This window comes from Actinacidiphila rubida (genome assembly GCF_900110255.1).
GTDB classification, from domain to species: domain Bacteria; phylum Actinomycetota; class Actinomycetes; order Streptomycetales; family Streptomycetaceae; genus Actinacidiphila; species Actinacidiphila rubida.
Genome location: NZ_FODD01000046.1, coordinates 42,605 through 57,464 on the forward strand (window position 1 = coordinate 42,605; position 14,860 = coordinate 57,464).

Below are 14,860 nucleotides of genomic sequence, written 5' to 3' on the forward strand. Positions count from 1 at the left end.
GCCATGGGATTCCCGACGGGCGCGCAGACGATCGTCCTGACCGTGGACGCCAGCCTCTCGGACGGCTCGGCGGACCGGGACCCGATCACGTTGACGCCGACTCCGCCGCAGATCGTGTCGACCGTCCACGACCACATCGTGGCCGGCGACCCGATCCAGCTCGTCCCGGACCGGGCGACCGGCGCCGGAGCCGTGCGGGTCCTGGCGACGGACGCGGCCGGGTACCTGCCCAGCGGGTGGACGTACCGCGTGGACCGGTCCGGGCAGTCGCCGTACTACATCACGCTGCCGGCGGCGTCGGGGCCGACGGTGGACCTGTCGAGCCGGACGCCGGTGTCCGCGGACCCGGGGCAGTACGACCTGCTCGCACCGGTGGCGGAGATCGAGGCTTACGCGGATGAGCGTGATGCGGCGACGCTGGCCGCGGCGAACGCGTACACCGACGGGCACTCGGGCGGCGGCGCGCAGCCGTGGGTGTTTGACGTCACCGCACCGGCCTACGGGGCGATCGGCGACGCCCGCAGCGTCTCCGACGGCGCGATCACGACCGGGACGAAGGTGCTGCGCTGCAACACGAGCCTGCCGTTCGGCAGCGGCCACGCCACTGTCGGCATGCACGTCGGCATCAAGGGCGCCGGTCCGGCCGGGGTGTCGTGGTACCGGTCGACGATCGCGAGCGTCGACAGCAGCGGGCAGATCACCCTCGCCGACAACGCGTCCACCTCGGTCACGAACGCCGTGGTGGTGTGGGGCCACAACAACCAGGCGCCGATCCAGGCCGCGGTCGACGCCGCCGAGGCGTACCTGGCGGCCGGCCACACCTATGCCCAGGTCTTCACCCCGCCCGGCGCCTACATCATCGACGGACCGCTGAGCACCACGAAGAGCGGCAACGGGCAGATCACCTTCGGCATCTACCCGACCACCGACGTGAAGCGGATCCTGCACTTCAAGGGCAGCAAGGGCTCCAGTGCGGTCCGCCACTGGGAGCAGCTGGTCCCGCAGACCGGCGGCTCCGCATGGCTCTCCTTCGGCACCTACGCCAGCTCCAGCGCGCAGACCGCCGACATCAACGCCAACGGGAATGGCGCTGTGCTGTGCGGCCCCAACGAGGGCACCAGCAACGGCCTCGCCTACGGCGCGGCCGCGCGCTACTCCAACGTCATGGCCGTCCTCGAAGACCTGGCGATCGTCACCGCGCACTCCGTCTCCGGCTGGACGTACGGCGCCGCGAACCTCTACGGCACCGCGAACGCCGAACTGCTCGACTTCGCCTATGGCACCGCAGGCCTCTACTCCGCTGGCGACTTCGCGAACCCGAACACCTTCGCCGACGGCCTGTCGATCGGGCTGCTCATGCCGTCCGCAGGGAACAACGACCACAACGTCATGAGGAACGTCAGCTGCAACGGCGGCTACACCTACGGGGTGTTCCTCACCGAGCACTCGATCGCGGACCGGCTGATGGTCCTGTACTGCTGGGCTGGCGTGTGCCCAGTCGGCACCTACGCCGGGTCGGTGGGGGCGTCGCACGCGATGAAGGTCGTGCAGGCCAGCATCGAGTCCTGCTCGCACGAGCTGTACGTCGTCGGGCCGGCCGCGCAGGGCGTGGGGCCGATCATCGACATCGACCAGCTGCAAACCGAGTCGGGGGCGCCGAACATCGACGGCAACTCGACGGGGGCGCTGATGGCGGCGCTGGGCCGGGTGAAGCTGACGGGGCTGTACAACCAGGCCGGGGTGAGCACGGCGCAGCCGACGGGCATCGAGGTGGTCGACGGTGGTGTGCCGTCGGCGATCCGCCGGGTGACGGGGGCGTTCACGGCGCGGCCGATCGATCGGACGCTGGTGTGCGACACGACGGCCGGTGGGTTCACGGGGACGCTGCCGGACGCGGACGTGAACCCGGTGACCTACGTATTCAAGAATGTAGGGTCGGCGACCTTGACCGTGGGGACGACGGGCGCTCAGCTGATCTATACGACCAGCGGCACGGGTGCGACGTCGGCGAGCGTTGCGGCGGGCGCGACGCTGCGGGTACAGGCGATGTACAACGGCACCGCGTGGGGCTGGTACGTGGTGTGAGCAGGCGAACGCCCCCACCGCGCTCGGGGCGGTGGGGGCGTCGTCGTGCTCAGTGGAGCCTGTTCAGCAGCTCCGATATGGCGCTGGCCAGCGCGCTCCCGAACTTCCAGGCGGCGCCCTGGAGCATGGCCACCAGGACTGCCTTCCGGGTGTCCGGGAGTGCCGCGATCACGGCGGGAGTCTCGCGGTTCACCTTGCTACGGCCCTCGGCCGTGTGGTGGGATGGCACAGGTACCTCTTTCATTCGCGTGAGGCGGGACCGTGCAGGGAGTCCTCCGCCTGGTTGCACCCAGGCGAACAACAGGGCTCCCTTTTGCACGTGTTGGCGCGGAAGCAGTCTCAATACTAGTCATGTGACCACTACCGGCTGTGTTCGAGGACAATCCAACCACTAGATCTGGTGTCCGCGCGCCAAGGTCGCGGATTCACGCGCGGCCACGGCGTGTTGCGGCCCACAAAGGGGCAACGGTGCCCCTGCGCGGTCATGGGAGCGCCCCCAACGCATCTGGGCGCTGGGGGCGTTGGCGTGCTCGGCTGTCCGCGGCTACCGGGAGAGGCGGATCCAGCGGCGCAGCCGAGAAGGTCGCTTCTGCATGCGCTTCCACAGCTCGGGCCGGTGCACGGCGAGCAGTGCCTCGAACTCGTCGAGGTCGGACTGCCGGGCCGCTTCACTGAGCCGCTCGACCGCCTCGGCGGTGGTGATGCCCGAGTCCCGCATCGCCTGCCAGAACTCGGGCGACTCGATGCGCGTCTTCAACTGGGCCGTGGAGTCCGCGGGGAATTGCTGCTCGGTCATGCGCCCATCATCCTCTCGGCGCCCCACGGCGGCAGCACCTTCTCGCCTGCCCACGCTGCCAGCTCGTCGCCGTCGACGAGCCGGATCCCGGCCCGCCTCGCGTAGTCGACCGCGGCGTCGGTGAACTCGGCGGTGGTCACCACGATGGCCAAGTCCGCGCCGTGCACCACGGAGTAGGTTCCGCCGACGCGCTGCACTTCTGGGCTGCCGACGCGGCGGCCGGGCGCGTACCTCTTGCACTGCACCACGATCCGGCGTCCGGTCGGCGTGCGGGCGAGGACGTCGGCTCCGAGGTCGCCCGCGCCGCCGACCACCCGCACGTCGGTGCAGCCGTCGCGCCAGCAGAGGTCCGCGACTAACTGCTCGAACTCGCCCGGACTCATGGACGCCCAGTCCACTGGCGTGGTGCGGCCGGCCGGCATGCTGCGGGCGCGGAAGAGACCGGCCCCGCCGAGCGCGGCGAGCAGGGCCGCGGCGGTCACCGCGATGGCGTGGCCGCTGATCCACATGGTGACGCTGCGGACGATGAACCACACGGCGGCGGCGACGATGGCGAGGCAGCCGATCGGGGTGAGGCAGCTCGGGCGCGGTATGCCTCGTCGGCGGGGCTCGGCCATGGCTACTTCTGCTCCGGCTCGGGCTGGACGGGCTTGCTCCAGTCCCCGGTGGCGGGGTCGTACTCGCGGGCGTGCTGCTCGTCGCCGGGTCGGTTGTCGCGGATGGGGAAGTCTCCCCGGAGGGGTGCCATGATCTGGGTTCCTGTCTCTGTGCTGGGATGGGTGGCCCGGGCCGGTCGATGTCTTGGCGGATGGCGGCCGGCCCGGGAGTCAGATGGGGCGGATGGAGCCGCCGGAGACGGCCGCCTTGCCGTACCGGCAGTCGATCTCGTCGGCGATGGCGGTGACCTGCCTGAACTTGTCGTCGTCGTCCGCGGCGTCGATGGTGCGGACGTCCGTGCGGGGCAGGCCGATCCGGTTGCGGTACTTGGTGGTGACCTCGAACCGCGCCACGTCACGCACCGCCCTCGCCGAACTTCACTTCCATGGAGGCGTTGAACAGCTCGCGCGCCTCGGTGCCGTCCGTGGTGCGCGTGTCGAACCGCGCGGTCACCTCGGCGACGATTCGGTCAGTCGTGGCGCGGTCGGCGTTCTTCTTCGCCTTGACGTACTCGCGCACGGACGCGTGCTTGTACTCGCTCATGCGGGCCTCTTCCTGGTGCGGTCGACGGCGCGGACGATCGTCCGCGCCGGGTTCGCCGGATCGGGAATCGAGGTGACCTGGACTCCCCCGATCTGGCGCGTAGTCGGTGTAGCTGGCGGGTCTGTAGTTGCCCCTGTAGTTCCGGGCTGACCTGCGGCAACTACGGCTACGGGCCCGGCTACGGCAGGGGTCAGAGAGGGGGCGGGGAGGGGCGGCAGGTCGGCCCGGTGCACGCCCGGAGAGACCCGCTTCGCGGCATCCCGGACGGAGGGCCGGACGGGCACCTGGTGGACGGTCAGGAGGGCCCGGACGTCGCCGGTCTGCCAGTCCCCGCCGTGCCGCGCGGTGAGGCCCGCGGCGAGGGTGGCCAGGTGCACTCCGGGGCCGCCGGCGAGGAGGTCGTGGGCGAGCGCGGCCAGCTCGTCTCCGGTGACGTCCGGCAGTTCCTGCTCGGCGTCCGCGGCGGACGCCTGCGGGCCGGGCTTCGCGGCCTGCAGCTGCTGGCCTCGGGCGGCCTTCGTCGCCGCGCGGAGCGCCAGCACGCACACCACCAGGGCGACCGCGCCGACGCCCAGCAGCGAGCCGAGGAGCAGGTGCGCGGCGCCGTACAGGGTGCCCAGGACGAGCGCCCACCGGACGCCGGTGTCCAGCCAGTTCGTCCCTGCGGCCAACCAGCCGCGCACGCCCTTCGTCCAGCGCTCCCCCAGGATCCGCAGGCCCTTCACCAGGTGGCGGCTCATACGCCACCGCCGTTGTTGAACCAGCCGAGGACGCCGTCACCGAGGCCGTTCACGAGGCCGGTGACGTGCAGGAACAGCCCGGCCACGCCGACGGTGAGCGTCATCGTGGAGCCGCTGAACCAGCCCCAGAACAGTTGCCGCTTCATCACCTTCGTCGCGGCCTTCCACGCCACGATGAACCCGACGAAGAACAGGAATGCCACCAGGTGCCCGCCCGGGGTGAGGACCCCGGCGGTGCCGTGGTTGACGGTGTCGGCGTGGCCGCCTGCGGTGCCGCTGACGGCGTGTTTCCCGATGCCGTTGCCGACGAGCGCGGTCCAGCCGGCGAGGAGGCCGAGGATCCCGGCGCACATGGTGGCGAGGCCGCCGAGGACGTAGGACCCGGCGAAGGGGGCGAGGTCGGCGGGCTTGCGGGTGCCGGTCTTCCACCACTTCCAGCCGTAGATGCCGGTGGCGGCGAGGCTGACGGCGAGGCCGCCGACGGTGATGGCGGTGCTGCTCACTGGGACGCTCCGGTGATGAAGGTGACGATGTCGGAGGGGTTTGCCATGGCGACGGTGCCGACGAATGCGCTGGTGAGGAGCGTCCAGGCGATCCAGGAGCGGCGGTTGTGGACCCACATGGCGCCGATGGCCAGGCCGACGGCGGCGATGACCCAGGCGGCGCCGACTCCGGCCTCGGTGCGGGCCTGGGTGAGGATGCCGCCCCAGCTGGTGGCGAGCGACTGGCCCTGGAGGAACGGGAGCAGGGCGAGGCAGGCGCCGCAGACCGGGCGGGCGAGGGGCCAGCGGCGGAGGCGCGTCCAGTCCCAGCGAGGCTCCCCCGCGGGCTGCTGCTCGACGGGCTCCGGCGCGCGCTCGGCGGCCGGCGGCTTGGTGTCGTCCGTGTCCCACAGGTCGTCGAGCCAGTCCCGCTGGCGCCGCGGCGGCGGGACGGGTGCGCCGTCGATGCGCTCGCGCAACTGGCCGCGGATGCGCATCTCGTCGTGGTCGGGCGGGGTGGTCATGGCGTCCTCTCGGTCACATGTAGGTGGTGCGCTTGTCGCGCTCGCGGCGCAGCGTCCGCTTCACGGTCGGGATGTCCGCGTCCGGGCGGACAGCGAGGACAGCGGACACGACCTCGTCCGGCTTGTCCGTCCCGGCGTCCAGGCAGCCACGGACAAGTGCGGCGACGGAGGGCTTGTCCGCGTCGGTGTCCGCCATGGCGGGCCGGACAGTGTCCGCGCTGGTCAGTGGCGTGTCCGCACCCTTGTCCGCCCGGGCGTCCGCGGTGATGTCCGGGGGGTCGGACAGGGCTGTCCGGGGCTGTCCGGGGGGCATGGCGGGCGCGTTGTCCGGGGCTGTCCGGGGGGTGTTGTCCGGCCGGACGTCGGCCGTGTCCGGGGCGGACAGCGCGGGTGCGGCGGACGTGTCCGCCCCGTCGAGGGGGACACCATGGCGGGCGAGGCGCAAGGGGATCAGCGCCTCGACGGGCGCCCGGCGCCGCCACGCGACGCCGTAGCGGGCACGGAGGCGGATCCGGTAGACGAGGCGGTCCTGCTCGCGGCGGATCGTCTCCTCGTAGCTCCGCAGCTCCCACAGCTTCATGCGCCGCCACAGCCGGAACGTGGGCCACGGCGCGAGTGCCCAGCGGGCGAGGCGCACGGCCTCCATGTGCCGGTCCGCGGTGATGTCCGCGATGCGGCCGACAGCGTGCCGGGCGGCCTCAACGACCGCGACGAACAGGACGGGGATGACCGCGTGCATGCCGACGCCGAGCGAGTCGGGCCAGGCCGCGGCGCCGTTGAACGCGACGGTGGCGGTGGTGAGAAGCCATGCGGTGTGGCGGAGCAGCGGGAGGGGGATGCGGAGCCAGGTGAGAAGCAGGTCGAGGGCGAGGAGGACGACGATTCCGGCGTCGATGCCGATGGGGAAGACGTTCGCGAACCAGCCGAATCCCTTGTGGAGGGCCAGGGTTCGGACGGCGGTGTAGGAGCCGGCGAAGCCGATGCCCGCGATGGCGACGGCGCCGACGGCGGCGATGCCCGCGAGCGCCTTGAGGGCTCGGGGCATGTTGGCGGCGGGGCGACCGGTCAAGGCGGGTTCTCCTTGGGGGCGGTGGGGCCGCGCCCGGCGGCGTGGGTTGGGTTGCCGGGCGCGGCGGTCGGTGGGTTCAGCGATGGCGGCAGCGGCCGGTGTGGGCGTAGCCGGCGGGGCAGTACCCGCCGTCCGCCCACTGCTGCGCGGCGCGGTCGGGGCGGGTGCGCTGGTGTCGGCGGCCGCGGGCGCGGGACTCGGCGTCCTGCTTGGGGCTGGTCAGTGCGCCGAGCCAGGAGAGGCGGCCGGCCATCAGTGCGACTCGTGGCAGGTCGGGCACGAGTGCCAGGTCTCGCGGTGGACGCCGTTCTCGTTTGTGACCTCGACGCGTGAGCCGGGGCCAGCACAGCGCGCGGGGGGCTCGGGGGTGGGCTGCTCGGCCATCAGTGGCCACCGCCGCAGGGGCCGGTGTGGATGGGGCGGCCGCAGTTCTCGGGGCACGGCGCGTCGCTGAGGTTCCGCGCGGGGGTGTCGGGCGGTTCGTGCAGGTGGGTACGCTTCATGACGATCTCCGGTCGCTTCACGGTGTGCGGAGGTCCGGCCCCCTTCCCTCAGCTGCCAGGCGACAGGGAAGGGGGCCGTTTTCGGTGGTGCAGTGCCAGAGTGGCAGGAACCTCTTTACAACGTCAAGAGGTTCGGGAAGGATGTTGACGTGCCCAAGAGCCCTGACCAGGAAGGGAGTCCGCGATTGATGACCGTCAGCGAGATCGCGGAGGCGCACGGAGTCAGCCGGCAGACGGTGCACGCGTACCGGAGCCGCGGCACCTTCCCGAAGCCCGTGGAGGGTGAAGGCAGTACGCGCCCGCGGTTCCGCGAGGACGAGGTCGCCGCGTTCTTCGCCGCGAACCCGAAGCGGCCCGGCCGGCGTACGGACCGCGAGACCACCGACGATGGAGACCATATGGACGCCGAACAGCCGCCGCTGCGCGCGGTGGTGACCGTGACCGTGGAGACCCGCCCTGGCGGGGAGTACTACGACGGCCCTGATGACCTTGCCCGTCACGTCAAGATGTGGATCGAGGAGGGGCTGGCGGACCGCGATGACATCACGCAGGTGACCGTCCAGCCGGAGGCGTCCGATGGATGATCTGGTGGCGTTCCTGCGGGCCCGGTACGACGAGGACGAGGAGGCCGCCCGTCTCGCGGACGCGGTGGACCCGAGCCCTTGGTACGAGGACGTCGAGGAGGGCTCGTACACGAACCAGCGTCAGGGCTTGGACGGCGTCGGGCTGGTGCGCGCGGCGGACCACGTGGCCCTGTGGGACCGCGAGCAGTCCTGCACGCTGTCGATGGCTGGGGTGACCGCGACGCACGTCGCACTCCACGATCCGGCGCGGGTGCTGCGCGAGGTCGAGGCGAAGCGGCGCATCCTCGACGAGTGCGCCTGGGCGACCAAGAATGGCGGCGGCGGTGCGTTCGTGCGCCCCGTGCTCCGACTGCTCGCCCTGCCGTACTCCGGTCACGCGGGCTACGAGCCGGATTGGGCACCCATCCGCTGACCCCGGGCATGCTTCCGCCCCGTCACCGTGCTGGTGGCGGGGCGGTGTCGTGCGCGCGGTCAGCGTTCCCAGGGGCGCGGCTTGTCCTCGGCTGGGGGCGCGAGCCTGCCAGCGGCTTTGAAGGCACGGTAGGACCAGTAGCCGAAGCCACAGCCGATGGCCATCAGGATGTAGTCGCCGCTGAATAGGCCGGTGAGGCACATGGCGGCGAGGAACAGGCCGAGCAGAACGAACAGGTACTTCTTCACGGCGCGCTCCTGTCAGCCGTCGAGTTGGTGGGCGAGGACGTCTTCGGCGACGGCTGAGATCTCATCCGACGTCAGAGACGCGCACGCTGGCGGCGTCGTGGGTGCCCCGGTCAGCTGCATGGTGCCGGGGGTGTACTGGTCGCGGATGGCCTTCCAGCATGCGGCGGTTTTGCCCTTGGCGAGCGCGGTGTCGGGGATGGGCGCTTCGCTGGCCGGGGCGGTGGTGGGTTTCGCGGCGACGGTGCCTGGCGTCGTGGTGGTGGGCTTTGCGTCGTGGCTGCTGCTGGAGCAGGCGGTGAGCGCGCCGGTGGCGAGCAGGAGGCCGGCGGCTGCGGTGGCGGTGCGGGTGTACATGGGACTTCCCCCCTTGGGACTTGGTGGGGGGAGTGTCCCGTTCCGGGGGGTGGGGTGTGGTGGTTGTGACCGGGTTGTGACGCGCGTGGGCCGTGCGGCCGGGTGTCCGGCGGCACGGCCCCGGGCGCTCGGGCCCGCGAGGGACGGATCAGGCGGGGGTGATGGAGCCGCGGCGCACGTGGTGGAGGATCACCACGTCCGTGGCGTCGACGAGCTGGTAGCCGCACACGTCGCGGTCGCACGCGCACTCCTCGGCGCGGAAGACCATGCCGTAGGTGATGGCGATGGAGCCGCGGTAGACGACGCGCGTTCCGTCTGGGATCTGGTCGTCCATGGCGGGTCCTTCCGGATCAGGCGGCGAGGGTGACGGTGGTGGCGAAGGTGCGGGCGTAGCCGAGCAGGACCGGGATGCGGTCGGCATCCTGGGCGCCGTACTGGTCGGTGAGCGTCCACTCGTGGGAGCCGAGCCCCAAGTCGGCGTCGTCGGCGCGCTCGGTCGGGGTGAGGAGCCGGAACGAGTCGATGCAGTAGGGGAATGGCTCGCCGGGCTGGTGGGTGGCGACGGTGATGACGGTGCCGGTGCGGACGACCGCGAGGATGCGGGCGTTGGCGGGGGTGTTGATGGTGGCGAGGGCGCGGCGGGCGATGCGCTCCTGGAGGGCGGTCTTGCGGGCGGTCTGGTCCACGGCGGCCATGGCTGGCTCCTTCGGCTGGGTGCTGCGCGGTCAGGCGGCGAGGGTGAGGATCTGGGCGGCGACGCGGTGGTAGCAGACGTGGCGGCCCTTGAGGCCGGCCGGGCAGGTGCAGCCCTGGGCGGCGGTCTTGTAGCTGCTGGTGCCGTCGCTGCTGATGACGGTGAAGATGCGGCGGCCGCGGAGCGGGGTGATCGCGCCGAGCTCGATGAGCTCCCGGGCCTTCTCGATCGCGGCGGGCTTGTGGGCGCCGGTCTGGGCGGCGGTGGCCTTGCGGATCTTGCCGTGGCACTTCGGGCCGTAGCCGAGGGCGATGGAGCGGGCGCTGCGGAGGATGCGGTGGCAGTGGCGGCAGCGGGTCTGCTCGGTGGTGGCCATCGGGTCCTCCTCGGTGCGGGCTTCGTTATGCCCTTTAGCTTGGCCTAGCGACTTGGCATTGTCAAGCGACTTGGCATAGCCACTTGGCCAAGGGGATGTCATCATGGACACATGGACACCGCGAAGCTGGAGAAAGCCGCCCAGCGCTACCGAGACGCCGCCACCGAACTCGACAACGCCCGCACCGAGCTACAAGCCGAGGCAGTCGCCGCCATCCGGCAAGAGGGAAAGCGCGGCGACCAAGCCGAGGTCGCCCGGATCACCGGCTGGACGCGCGAGCAGATCCGACTCCTCGTGAAGGCGGACACCGAGAAGAACACCCCGGCGCCGCCAGCTGGCTGAGCTACGCCTGCGAGCCATCCGCCCGCACCAGATACTTCCGCGGCTGGACGGCCCGCGGGTCATACGTCACCCGGACGTCCTCCAGACCGAGAAGGCGCGCCGCACCCTCCCGCTCAACACCGACGAGGTAGACGACCGTGCCGTCCGGCCAGTCCTCCCGGCCGTGCAGCCACGCCTCACGCCACCGGCCGCCGCGGTGCACCCACAACATCGGCCAGTGCCCCTCATCCCACCAGCGACGCCGCACCTCACCGGGGCCGTGGTACTGCAACGCGTCGACGCCGTCGCGGCCCGGGCCGAGCCACCCCCACCGCATCGCCGCGTCGTCCCACCAGACCCGCACCATCGGGCCGTCGGCGTCAGCCGGCCGGATCCGGTACGCGGTCCGTCCGTCCGGGTACGCGTATTCCTCGGTCGCGACGGCGCGCTGCTCCCGGCCGCTGAGCCGGATGGTGAGTGCCCGGTCCTGGCCCCGGCTCCCGTTCCAGAAGCCGATGACGGGCAGGGGCTCGCGGGGGAGGCGGTCTATCACCTCCGCGTCGCGGGTGAGGGCGCCGTCTTCGCTGGTCATGCCTCCACGCTACGGCGCAGGTCAGACAGTGGCCGGACGGGCGGCCAGGTGGAGCGCCTGCACGATCGTGTAGCCGCTGCCGAGGCCGGCTGCGGTGAGCGCGGCTTGGCGGGCCTCGGCTGCGGCGCGCGCGGTCGCCATGCGCCGCTCGTGCTCGTCGTCGTCGGCCTGAGTCCACGGGTCGAGCGCGGGGCCGGTCCAGGGCCGGGCGTCGTCGGCCTGGCGGCCCTCGGTGGCGGCCGCCGCGCGGCGCCGGGCGTTCACGCTCTTGCGGTGGTCCTCGACCTCGGCCCATGCGCGGTCCACGGTGCGTTGGGCGTCAATGAGCGGCTGGGGGAGGTCGATCTCGGGCATGCTGTCGATGCTACGTGGCGCCACTGACAAGGCCGCCGGGCGCCCTCGCGTGTTTCTTGATCACCGGGCTACCGTGCGGGAACCGGCATCCAGCCGGCCACCGAGAGGAGACCCGATGGCCCGCGCACTCCGCTACGTCGGCACCAACTCCGGCAACAACGGCTGCCCCACTCTGTACGAGACCGACGCTGGCGACTACCTCGTCCAGGGCACGCAGGCCGCCGCCGACGACCTCGCGCAGCTTCGGCACCTGGCGGACGACGAGAACGCGGTGACCGTGCCGCGCGCGCTGCTGGCCAACTTCGGCCCGAAGGAGACGATCCCCACGCGCGAGCCCATCAGCTTCGCCGACTTCGACGGCATGTTCACCACGTTCCAGCACACCGCGTGGCGGCTGGAGACCCGCCGCCGCTACGCCTCCGACGAGACCACCGACACCTACGCCCAGTTCGCCCGCGGCGAGGCGGTGCACTGGGACCTCGACGACGCGTGGTCCGCCGAGCGCCGCGAGCAGGCCGCGCTCGGCAAGCGGTTCGAGCGCGTCCGGATCGTCGACGAGCCGGCCACACCCGGCCAGCTGTACCTCCTCGACAACGCCCGCCGGAACACCGCGGTGGGGGAGGAGATCCGCGTGCTGCCGCGCGCGGTGGCCGAGGGCCTGCCGGCTGAGGACTTCTGGCTCTTCGACTCTCGGGTGGTCGCGCGCCTGGCCTTCGACGAGGACGACAACCTGACGGACATCGATCTGATCACCAACCCGGTCGAGGTGCTGACGTACTGCCAGGCCCGCGACGCTGCCTGGCACCACGCCATCCCCTTCGACCAGTACCAGGCGGTACCGTCCGAGGAGTGACGACCGATTTCCAGCAGGGCCGCATCGCCCTCGGCGTGCGGCTGCGCGAGATTCGCCGAGAGGCCGGGCTCACCGTCCGGCAGCTGGCCGAGGCGTGCGACTGGGCGCCCTCGAAGATCTCGAAACTGGAGAACGGCAAGCAGACGGCGGCGCCCACCGACCTCGACAGGTGGGCGGCCGCCGCCGGCCAGCCCTGGACGGCCACCGAGCTGAAGGGCCGCCTCCGCGGGCTGGAGACCGCGTACCGTTCATGGCGTCGCCAACTCGCCGCCGGGCACCGGCCCGTGCAGGACGCCCTGAACGTCGAGTACACGAGGTCATCTGTGCTGAGAGCCTGGGAAGACGCGATGGTCGTCGGTGTCCTCCAGACCGCCGACTATGCGCGCGCCATCTTCAAGGCGTACGCCGACCTCAACCAATCTGTGGCTGACGTCGAAGAAGCCGTGCGGGCCCGGGCCCGCCGCCAGGAGACGCTGTACCAGCCCGGCCGCCGGTACCGCATCGTCATGGGCGAGGCGGCGCTCCACGCTCGCGTATGCCCGCCCTCCGTGCTTGCCGCGCAGCTCGACCGGCTGTCCGGGGTGATCGGCCTGGACACGGTCGAGCTGGGCATCGTGCCGCTCGGTGCCCGCGTGAAGATCCCGCCCGCCAACGGCTTCTGGGTGTACGACGAGCGCCTGGTCATCGTCGAGGACTGGCACGCCGAGCTGTGGCTCGACAGTGCGGATGACGTCGCGCTGTACCTGCGGGTGTGGGAGACGATCGCCGAGTCCGCGGTGTACGGCGGGCAGGCGCAGCGCCTGATCGCCCGCGCGCGGGCCGCCCTCGACGTGGCCTGAGGCGAACAGCGGGAACCAGCACCGGGCGCATTCGAAACACGGAGAAACGCGCCTCCCAGCGAGAAACACGTCGCCCTACGGTCGACAGAGACGCCGATCTCTGGGGGTCCCGATGCCGACCGCGCCCACTCCGCCGATTCGCCCGTTGCAGTCCTCGACCCGTCGCCTGCTCGAACTCCGGCCGGACGGCAGCGTCCTCGAACGGGAAGCCGTCATAGTGCATGCGCCCGGCGCCGAGCCGCCCGCCAACTGGACGGCCACCGCCGTTGCCCGCCCAACGGGTTGGGGCCGGCCGTGACCGCAGCCGCGCCGACCGTCCCGGCACTCCTGGCCGAGGAACTGTCCCCCAGCCGGCGCGCGCAGCACCTCGAGGAACTGTGCGCCCGGTTCACAGGGCAGCCGCTGGACACCACGGTCGCCAGCCTCCGCGCGGCCCTGGCCGTCGGCATCGGCATGGAGGACTTCCGGCGCCTCCACGTCCTGATCAGCCACCTCTACCACGCGTGCGGCGCGTCGATCCCGCTGACGACCGTGCTGCGCACCGAGGTGAACGCGGCCGTCGCCAGGCGCCAGGATCCCGTCGAACTCGAAGTGTTGGGGAGGTGATCGCATGTCGTGTCCCACCGAGGGCTGCCGCAAGGGCGGCTGCACCAGCGAGCCGCAGCAGCAGGCCGGCCATGAGCGCAAGGGCTGAGCCCGCGGGTGCGGCCACCATCGCCCGCCGAGCAGCGGCCGCACCCCTCAGCGCCCAGGACGTGACGTGGAGGGCGTACTACGACCACTCCCACGGCTGCGCCGAGTGTCACCGCCGCCTCCTCAACTGCGAGACGGGCGCGGCCTTGTGGGAGGCGTACCGCGCGGCCCGCGGCCCGATCCTCCACCCGATGCCAGGGAGGTGCTGACCGTGGCGAAGTGCGCGCACTGCCAGCAGGAGATCCCGCCCGGCAAGGGCAAAACGGTCTCCGTGGAACAGGGCACCGGCATGTCCCCCGACCTGCATCTGCACGCCAACCCCGACGACTGCGCGCCGGTGACGTGGACGCGCACGTACCAGCCGAGTCGTCGCTGAGCTGGGCCCCCGGAGACGGCGAGTCACCCCACGGGCCGGGGGCCCTCCTACTCCCCGTCGCCGGACACCCCCGTGCCGGCGGCGGGGTCTTCCCACGATCGCGTGAATGGAGGATTGACCATCAGTACCCTGTGGTAATCGATGGTTCGAGGGACGGGCCTACTCCCCCGCTCCCTCGCGAACGAGCTCGCTCAGCGGCGTCCGCACCGCATCCGCGATCATCAGAAGCGTGTCCAACCGGGGTGAGGTGTAGCCCAGTTCCACGTTGACGATGGTCCTGCGGTCGACGTCGACGAGTTCGGCCAATCGCTCTTGCGTGAGGTTGGCCATCTCGCGAGCGGTCCGGATGCGCTGCCCGACCCGGCGGCGCCTCGCGATGACTCGTTCAGGCACTGGATCAAGGGCTGGCACTTGTCCAAGTTCTTGGTGCCATGATCAGAAGTCTGTGTAATTTCTTACACACTTCTTGATCGACTCCGTCGTACTCGATGCGGCGGTGAGGCCCGGCCCGTGAGGCACCTTCGCGCGAGGTGTGCCGCTCCGCTCCGATGGCGGAAGCGTGGCCGGCGGGGGCCCCGGTCGTACTCTTACGGCCGGGGCTCCCGCGCGCCCGCTCTGATCAGGCCAAATGCGAAGCGAGTTTTGACCAAGCGCCCCCGGCGAGAGTGATACCGGGAAACCGCAGGAAACCGCAGGTAAGCGCAGCGTTCGAACCGGGGTACCTTCTAAGCGCTTGGCCGCAGGTTCGAGTCCTGCCGGGGGCAC

At 71.5% G+C, this 14,860-nt stretch carries 27 protein-coding genes and 1 pseudogene; 9 read left to right on the forward strand and 19 right to left on the reverse strand.

Features of this window, described 5'->3' with window-relative positions:
- Positions 1-3 precede the first annotated feature (3 nt).
- Entirely contained in the window at positions 4-2,085 is a 2,082-nt protein-coding gene (locus tag BMW99_RS32950; protein WP_069466112.1) for a hypothetical protein, read from the forward strand.
- 49 nt (positions 2,086-2,134) lie between these two features.
- Here the strand turns inward: BMW99_RS32950 and BMW99_RS42775 are convergent, their stop codons facing one another.
- From BMW99_RS42775 to BMW99_RS41585, 11 genes and pseudogenes are all read right to left on the reverse strand, one after another.
- Positions 2,135-2,257, reverse strand: a complete 123-nt coding sequence (locus BMW99_RS42775; protein ID WP_256090458.1) for a hypothetical protein — start codon at positions 2,255-2,257, stop codon at positions 2,135-2,137.
- Between the two features lie 372 nt (positions 2,258-2,629).
- Positions 2,630-2,881 carry a hypothetical protein gene (locus BMW99_RS32960; RefSeq protein ID WP_069466110.1) on the reverse strand — a complete coding sequence of 84 codons (252 nt, stop codon included), beginning with the start codon at positions 2,879-2,881 and terminating at the stop codon, positions 2,630-2,632.
- Positions 2,878-3,498 carry a restriction endonuclease gene (locus tag BMW99_RS32965; protein WP_069466109.1) on the reverse strand — a complete coding sequence of 207 codons (621 nt, stop codon included), beginning with the start codon at positions 3,496-3,498 and terminating at the stop codon, positions 2,878-2,880. Before BMW99_RS32965 ends, BMW99_RS32960 begins: the two co-directional genes overlap by 4 nt.
- 2 nt (positions 3,499-3,500) lie before the next feature.
- Positions 3,501-3,629, reverse strand: coding sequence for a hypothetical protein (locus BMW99_RS42780; RefSeq protein ID WP_256090457.1), 129 nt, complete (start codon positions 3,627-3,629; stop codon positions 3,501-3,503).
- Between the two features lie 79 nt (positions 3,630-3,708).
- Positions 3,709-3,891: a hypothetical protein gene (locus BMW99_RS32970; RefSeq protein ID WP_069466108.1), complete on the reverse strand. Its 183-nt coding sequence runs from the start codon at positions 3,889-3,891 to the stop codon at positions 3,709-3,711.
- 1 nt (position 3,892) lies between these two features.
- Positions 3,893-4,081: a hypothetical protein gene (locus BMW99_RS32975; protein ID WP_069466107.1), complete on the reverse strand. Its 189-nt coding sequence runs from the start codon at positions 4,079-4,081 to the stop codon at positions 3,893-3,895.
- Positions 4,078-4,821: a hypothetical protein gene (locus BMW99_RS32980; RefSeq protein WP_069466106.1), complete on the reverse strand. Its 744-nt coding sequence runs from the start codon at positions 4,819-4,821 to the stop codon at positions 4,078-4,080. Before BMW99_RS32980 ends, BMW99_RS32975 begins: the two co-directional genes overlap by 4 nt.
- The gene (locus tag BMW99_RS32985) at positions 4,818-5,324 is read right to left on the reverse strand and encodes a hypothetical protein (protein ID WP_069466105.1); all 507 of its coding nucleotides are present in this window, start codon (positions 5,322-5,324) and stop codon (positions 4,818-4,820) included. Before BMW99_RS32985 ends, BMW99_RS32980 begins: the two co-directional genes overlap by 4 nt.
- On the reverse strand, positions 5,321-5,827 hold the full coding sequence (locus tag BMW99_RS32990; protein ID WP_069466104.1) for a hypothetical protein: 507 nt from the start codon (positions 5,825-5,827) through the stop codon (positions 5,321-5,323). Before BMW99_RS32990 ends, BMW99_RS32985 begins: the two co-directional genes overlap by 4 nt.
- A gap of 405 nt (positions 5,828-6,232) precedes the next feature.
- Positions 6,233-6,872: pseudogene (locus BMW99_RS39540) on the reverse strand (DUF2637 domain-containing protein); the annotation flags it as partial.
- 100 nt (positions 6,873-6,972) lie between these two features.
- Entirely contained in the window at positions 6,973-7,149 is a 177-nt protein-coding gene (locus tag BMW99_RS41585; RefSeq protein WP_177226127.1) for a hypothetical protein, read from the reverse strand.
- A 438-nt stretch (positions 7,150-7,587) separates the two neighbouring features.
- Between BMW99_RS41585 and BMW99_RS40410 the strand changes: the two genes are divergently transcribed.
- Entirely contained in the window at positions 7,588-7,983 is a 396-nt protein-coding gene (locus BMW99_RS40410; RefSeq protein ID WP_245791725.1) for a helix-turn-helix domain-containing protein, read from the forward strand.
- Positions 7,976-8,395, forward strand: coding sequence for a DUF6221 family protein (locus BMW99_RS33005; protein ID WP_069463645.1), 420 nt, complete (start codon positions 7,976-7,978; stop codon positions 8,393-8,395). Before BMW99_RS40410 ends, BMW99_RS33005 begins: the two co-directional genes overlap by 8 nt.
- 59 nt (positions 8,396-8,454) lie before the next feature.
- Here the strand turns inward: BMW99_RS33005 and BMW99_RS33010 are convergent, their stop codons facing one another.
- The 5 genes from BMW99_RS33010 to BMW99_RS33030 all read right to left on the reverse strand — a co-directional run bounded on the left by BMW99_RS33010 (position 8,455) and on the right by BMW99_RS33030 (position 10,067).
- The gene (locus BMW99_RS33010; protein ID WP_069463646.1) at positions 8,455-8,643 is read right to left on the reverse strand and encodes a hypothetical protein; all 189 of its coding nucleotides are present in this window, start codon (positions 8,641-8,643) and stop codon (positions 8,455-8,457) included.
- Between the two features lie 12 nt (positions 8,644-8,655).
- Positions 8,656-8,997, reverse strand: a complete 342-nt coding sequence (locus BMW99_RS33015; RefSeq protein ID WP_069463647.1) for a hypothetical protein — start codon at positions 8,995-8,997, stop codon at positions 8,656-8,658.
- A 148-nt stretch (positions 8,998-9,145) separates the two neighbouring features.
- Positions 9,146-9,331, reverse strand: coding sequence for a hypothetical protein (locus BMW99_RS33020; RefSeq protein ID WP_069463648.1), 186 nt, complete (start codon positions 9,329-9,331; stop codon positions 9,146-9,148).
- A 16-nt stretch (positions 9,332-9,347) separates the two neighbouring features.
- Entirely contained in the window at positions 9,348-9,692 is a 345-nt protein-coding gene (locus BMW99_RS33025; RefSeq protein ID WP_069463649.1) for a hypothetical protein, read from the reverse strand.
- A gap of 30 nt (positions 9,693-9,722) precedes the next feature.
- Positions 9,723-10,067, reverse strand: a complete 345-nt coding sequence (locus BMW99_RS33030) for a DUF6011 domain-containing protein (protein WP_069463650.1) — start codon at positions 10,065-10,067, stop codon at positions 9,723-9,725.
- Between the two features lie 111 nt (positions 10,068-10,178).
- Between BMW99_RS33030 and BMW99_RS33035 the strand changes: the two genes are divergently transcribed.
- Positions 10,179-10,409, forward strand: a complete 231-nt coding sequence (locus BMW99_RS33035; protein WP_069463651.1) for a hypothetical protein — start codon at positions 10,179-10,181, stop codon at positions 10,407-10,409.
- Between the two features lies 1 nt (position 10,410).
- Here BMW99_RS33035 and BMW99_RS33040 read toward each other — a convergent pair whose 3' ends face one another.
- Positions 10,411-10,980, reverse strand: coding sequence for a hypothetical protein (locus BMW99_RS33040; protein ID WP_069463652.1), 570 nt, complete (start codon positions 10,978-10,980; stop codon positions 10,411-10,413).
- Positions 10,981-11,001: 21 nt separating this feature from the next.
- Positions 11,002-11,334 (reverse strand): hypothetical protein, encoded by a 333-nt coding sequence (locus tag BMW99_RS33045; protein ID WP_069463653.1) that lies wholly within the window; start codon positions 11,332-11,334, stop codon positions 11,002-11,004.
- A 115-nt stretch (positions 11,335-11,449) separates the two neighbouring features.
- On the opposite strand from BMW99_RS33045, the gene BMW99_RS33050 reads away from it, so the two are divergent.
- From BMW99_RS33050 to BMW99_RS41590, 5 genes are all read left to right on the forward strand, one after another.
- Positions 11,450-12,187, forward strand: coding sequence for a DUF6879 family protein (locus tag BMW99_RS33050; RefSeq protein ID WP_069463654.1), 738 nt, complete (start codon positions 11,450-11,452; stop codon positions 12,185-12,187).
- Complete coding sequence (locus BMW99_RS33055; RefSeq protein ID WP_069463655.1) at positions 12,184-13,026, forward strand: helix-turn-helix domain-containing protein; 843 nt, start codon at positions 12,184-12,186, stop codon at positions 13,024-13,026. Before BMW99_RS33050 ends, BMW99_RS33055 begins: the two co-directional genes overlap by 4 nt.
- A gap of 294 nt (positions 13,027-13,320) precedes the next feature.
- Positions 13,321-13,632: a hypothetical protein gene (locus BMW99_RS40415; RefSeq protein ID WP_069463656.1), complete on the forward strand. Its 312-nt coding sequence runs from the start codon at positions 13,321-13,323 to the stop codon at positions 13,630-13,632.
- A gap of 71 nt (positions 13,633-13,703) precedes the next feature.
- Entirely contained in the window at positions 13,704-13,928 is a 225-nt protein-coding gene (locus tag BMW99_RS40420; RefSeq protein ID WP_069463657.1) for a hypothetical protein, read from the forward strand.
- A 2-nt stretch (positions 13,929-13,930) separates the two neighbouring features.
- A complete protein-coding gene (locus BMW99_RS41590; protein WP_176735483.1) occupies positions 13,931-14,095 on the forward strand; it encodes a hypothetical protein in 165 nt (54 codons plus the stop codon).
- 159 nt (positions 14,096-14,254) lie between these two features.
- On the opposite strand, the gene BMW99_RS33070 is transcribed toward BMW99_RS41590, so the two are convergent.
- Positions 14,255-14,488, reverse strand: a complete 234-nt coding sequence (locus tag BMW99_RS33070; protein WP_245791726.1) for a helix-turn-helix transcriptional regulator — start codon at positions 14,486-14,488, stop codon at positions 14,255-14,257.
- Between the last annotated feature and the right edge of the window lie 372 nt (positions 14,489-14,860).